This is a genomic window from Streptomyces sp. WAC 04229, assembly GCF_003947455.1.
Taxonomy (GTDB): Bacteria; Actinomycetota; Actinomycetes; order Streptomycetales; family Streptomycetaceae; genus Streptomyces.
The window spans coordinates 1-4,116 of the sequence record NZ_QHJH01000329.1 but is presented as its reverse complement, the minus strand read 5'-3'; the positions used below and the strand labels follow the sequence as shown (position 1 = coordinate 4,116).

The following is a 4,116-nucleotide window of genomic DNA, read 5'->3' as shown; positions in this document are numbered from 1 at the left end:
CTCGCGGGGTGGCCCTCGGGGTCGCTCGCGGGGTGGCCCTCGGGGTCACCCCCGGTGTCGCTCTCAGGGTCACCCCCGGTGTCGCTCTCAGGGGCGCCCTCGGGGCCGCCCGGCATCGGCCCGTCGGTCAGAGTCGCGTGACGTCCAGCCCACCCTCCGCGTACTGCCTGCGCAGCACCTTCTTGTCGAACTTGCCCACGCTCGTCTTCGGCACCGTCTCGATGACCGTCCACCGCTCCGGCAGCTGCCACTTGGCGATCTTGCCGTCCTCGGCGAGGAAGGCGCGCAGCTCCTCGAAGCCGACGCTCGCGCCCTCCCTGAGGACGACGGTGGCCAGCGGACGCTCGCCCCACTTGTCGTCCGGGACGGCGACCACGGCGGCCTCGGCGACGTCCGGGTGGGACATCAGGGCGTTCTCCAGCTCGACCGACGAGATCCACTCGCCGCCGGACTTGATGACGTCCTTGGCCCGGTCGGTCAGGGTCAGGAAGCCGTCGGGCGAGATGGTGCCGACGTCACCCGTCTTCAGCCAGCCGTCCTCGCTGAACTTGTCGTCGGGACGCAGCGGCTCGGTACCCGGCCCGTTGTAGTAGGCGCCGGCGATCCAGTTGCCGCGCACCTCCAGCTCACCGGCGGACTCGCCGTCCCAGGGCAGCCGCTCGCCGCCGGGGCCGGTGAGGCGGGCCTCGACACCGGCCGGGAAACGGCCCTGGGTGAGCCGGTACGCGAACTCCTCCGGCGTGCCGATCGCCTGGGCCGGCGGCCGGGCGATGGTGCCGAGCGGGGAGGTCTCCGTCATGCCCCAGGCGTGGCAGACCCGCATGCCGAGCGAGTCGAACGCCTCCATCAGGGACGGGGGACAGGCGGAGCCCCCGATGGTGACCTGCGTGAGGGAGGAGACGTCGCGGGGCTTGGCGGTCAGCTCCGCGAGCAGCCCCTGCCAGATGGTGGGGACGGCGGCGGCGTGCGTCGGCCGCTCGCCCTCGATCATCGCGGCGAGCGGGGCGGGCTGCAGGAAGCGGTCCGGCATCAGCATGTTCACGCCGGTCATGAAGGTGGCGTGCGGCAGCCCCCAGGCGTTGACGTGGAACTGCGGGACCACGACCAGCGAGGTGTCCTGGTCGGTCAGGCCCATCGACTGGGCCATGTTGACCTGCATGGAGTGCAGGTAGATGGAACGGTGGCTGTAGACCACGCCCTTGGGGTCGCCGGTGGTGCCGGAGGTGTAGCACATGGCGGCGGCGGCCCGCTCGTCCAGCTCGGGCCAGTCGTACGTGACCGGCTTCCCCGCGAGCAGGTCCTCGTACTCGTGCACCTGGGCCGACGCCCCCTCCAGCAGGGAGCGGTCGCCGGGGCCGGTGACGACGACGTGTTCGACCGTCTTCAGGTGCGGCAGCAGCGGTGCGAGCAGGGGCAGCAGCGAACCGTTGGCGATCACGACGCGGTCGGCGGCGTGGTTCACGATCCAGGCCAGCTGCTCGGGCGGGAGGCGGAGATTGAGGGTGTGGAGGACCGCGCCCATGGAGGGGATCGCGAAGTAGGCCTCGACATGCTCGGCGTTGTTCCAGGCCAGAGTCGCCACCCGCTCGTCGTCGCCGACCGCGAGGTCCTCGCGCAGGGCGTGCGCGAGCTGGGCGGCGCGGGCGCCGATCTCGGCGAAGGAGCGGCGGTGCGGCTCGTCCTCACCGGTCCAGGTGGTCACCTGCGAGCTGCCGTGGATCGTCGACCCGTGGGTCAGGATCCTCGAGATCAGCAGTGGTACGTCCTGCATCGTGCTCAGCACGGTGTCCTCCCGGGGCGACATTGCCTACGCGGCGGTAAGGGTTGCGCTGATTCTGCGCACATACCGCGCGGTATGTCACTACTCCCGGGTGATCGATCAGTACGGGTTCTCCAGGGAACACCCGCAAGGACACCCGGAGGGGTTGCCCCCAAAGGCCCCGTCGGCTCTCATTTCCTGACAATCCCCAGCTCAGGGTCCTCGCGGAGTTTGCCGAGCGCTCGGGAGACCGCCGACTTCACGGTGCCCACCGAAACGCCGAGCACTTCGGCCGTCTGGGCTTCGCTGAGGTCCTCGTAGTACCTGAGGACGACCATCGCACGCTGCCGGGCGGGCAGCTTCATGATCGCCCGCCACATCGCGTCGTGCAGCGCCTGCCGCTCCGCCGGATCGTCACCGGCCGGCACGGGCTCCGGCTCGGGCAGCTCGTCGCAGGCGAACTCGTCGACCTTGCGCTTGCGCCACTGCGACGTCCGGGTGTTCAGCAGGGCCCGGCGCACGTAGCCGTCCAGGGCGCGGTGGTCCTCGATACGCTCCCAGGCGACGTACGTCTTGGTGAGCGCGGTCTGCAGCAGGTCCTCCGCGTCGCTCGGGTTCGCGGTGAGCGACCGGGCGGTACGCAGCAGCACCGGCTGGCGCGCCTTCACGTACGACGAGAACGACGGGTACGGGAAGGTCTGCGCCCTTGCTGGCGCCGTGGCTGTGGCGGCTTCGGAAGCGCTGGTGCAGACGGGTGTGGTCATGGCTCCACGCTATGAGCGAGGGGGTGTCCGGCGGATCGGCCGCAGGTCCCGAAGCAGAGTCCGCCTCAGGTTGTAGGGGTGGTGCCAGGTGCACCTCCTGTAGGTGGACGAGGGGAGGAGGGACACTGCGGGTTCCCCCTTGGGGGCTTCCCCGCGGGCGGCCCCGGGGCGCTGCGGCCGCCCGTGCCCGCCCCGGGCCGCTGACGACCGGAAACGCCTGGGCGGCGGCACCGAAGCACCACCGCCCAGACGCACTGCGACCCCTTGAAGCACACCCGCGAGCGATCGAGGGCCGGCGCGGCAGCGCTCCCGCGCCGGCACCTCAGCTCACCACCACAGCGGGGAGAAGGTGACGGCCACGTTCTCGTTGCCCTGCTGGATCGCCGTGAACGCGGAGCCGTCGACCTGCGCGGTGTTGCTCTGGTTCGACGCCCCGGAGCCGACGGCCTGCTGCTGCGTGGTGGACGAGTTGCCGTTGTTGTTGCCGCCGACGCCGCTGCCGAGGATGCCGGCGTTGGCGCTGGCGGCGGTCGCGCTCGATCCGTCGTCCGCGAAGGCGCCGTTGTCCGCCGCCGCCACGCCACCGAGAAGCGCGGCTGCGAGCGGAAGGGCGGCGACGGCGGCGACGACACGGGCGGTACGGATGCTTGCCATGTTTGTTCCTCCAGGACTGAAGCTGCGTGAGCCTGCGTGAAGCTGCGTGAAGCACTCTGAACTTCGGCTGTTGCCAAGGCAGTTGGCCGACCGCCCCGACGCTGTGCACGACGTCGCGTGATCAGAGTTGCCCACCGAATCCCCGACGAACCACCCCGGAAGCCCCGATTCGCCCTCAAGCGTGAGGACAAGTCGATAAACCCCTTTGGTCGTCCTCACCGCACACCTCGGGGCGGCACGGACACTCCCGTCCCAAGCCCGACAACAGCTGAAGCGTTCCGCCACATCCGCGAACTCCACCCCCTTCCACGGCGCGTCACCTCCCCTCACCCTTCCCTTTTTCGAACGTACGTACGAACATGGATCCATGGCCACCACCGACCGGAAGGCCACGACGCTGGCCCTCGCACACGCCCTGTCCGCCGCGGAACGCGGACTGGCGGTCATCCCCCTGTCCCGGACGAAACTCCCGGCCCTGCGCTCCCCGCACCGCGCCGGCCCACCGGCGGAACCGCTCTCCTGCCACGGCGAGTGCGGCCGCTTCGGCCACGGTGTCCACGACGCCTCCACCGACCCGGCCCGCATCCGCGAGCTCTTCGCCGCCGCCCCCTGGGCCACCGGCTACGGCATCGCCTGCGGCCTGCCCCCGCACCACCTGGTCGGCGTCGACCTGGACACGAAGTCGGAGACGGACTCCTCGGCCGCCCTGCGCGAACTTGCCCTGCGCCACCTGTTCACGATCCCGCCCACGGTCGTCGTCCTGACCCCCAGCGGCGGCCGCCACCTCTGGCTTACCGGCCCGCCCGACGCCGTGGTCCCCAACTCCGCCGGCCGCCTCGCTCCGGGCATCGACATCCGAGGCGCGGGCGGCTACCTGGTCGGCCCCGGCTCCCGCACCCGCCACGGCGTCTACACCACCGCCCCCGGCACGTCCCACCT

The 4,116-nt window shown here is 71.1% G+C and carries 4 protein-coding genes; 1 reads left to right on the top strand and 3 read right to left on the bottom strand.

What is annotated here, in order from left to right:
- Nucleotides 1–127: 127 nt before the first annotated feature.
- The 3 genes from DMH12_RS37570 to DMH12_RS37555 all read right to left on the bottom strand — a co-directional run bounded on the left by DMH12_RS37570 (nucleotide 128) and on the right by DMH12_RS37555 (nucleotide 3,177).
- Nucleotides 128–1,804, bottom strand: coding sequence for a long-chain fatty acid--CoA ligase (locus DMH12_RS37570; protein WP_125495749.1), 1,677 nt, complete (start codon nucleotides 1,802–1,804; stop codon nucleotides 128–130).
- A gap of 146 nt (nucleotides 1,805–1,950) precedes the next feature.
- Nucleotides 1,951–2,523, bottom strand: coding sequence for a SigE family RNA polymerase sigma factor (locus DMH12_RS37565; RefSeq protein WP_163015842.1), 573 nt, complete (start codon nucleotides 2,521–2,523; stop codon nucleotides 1,951–1,953).
- A gap of 327 nt (nucleotides 2,524–2,850) precedes the next feature.
- Nucleotides 2,851–3,177, bottom strand: a complete 327-nt coding sequence (locus tag DMH12_RS37555) for a hypothetical protein (RefSeq protein WP_125495747.1) — start codon at nucleotides 3,175–3,177, stop codon at nucleotides 2,851–2,853.
- A gap of 367 nt (nucleotides 3,178–3,544) precedes the next feature.
- On the opposite strand from DMH12_RS37555, the gene DMH12_RS37550 reads away from it, so the two are divergent.
- On the top strand, nucleotides 3,545–4,116 hold a 572-nt coding region (locus DMH12_RS37550), incomplete at its 3' end, for a bifunctional DNA primase/polymerase (protein WP_148107589.1).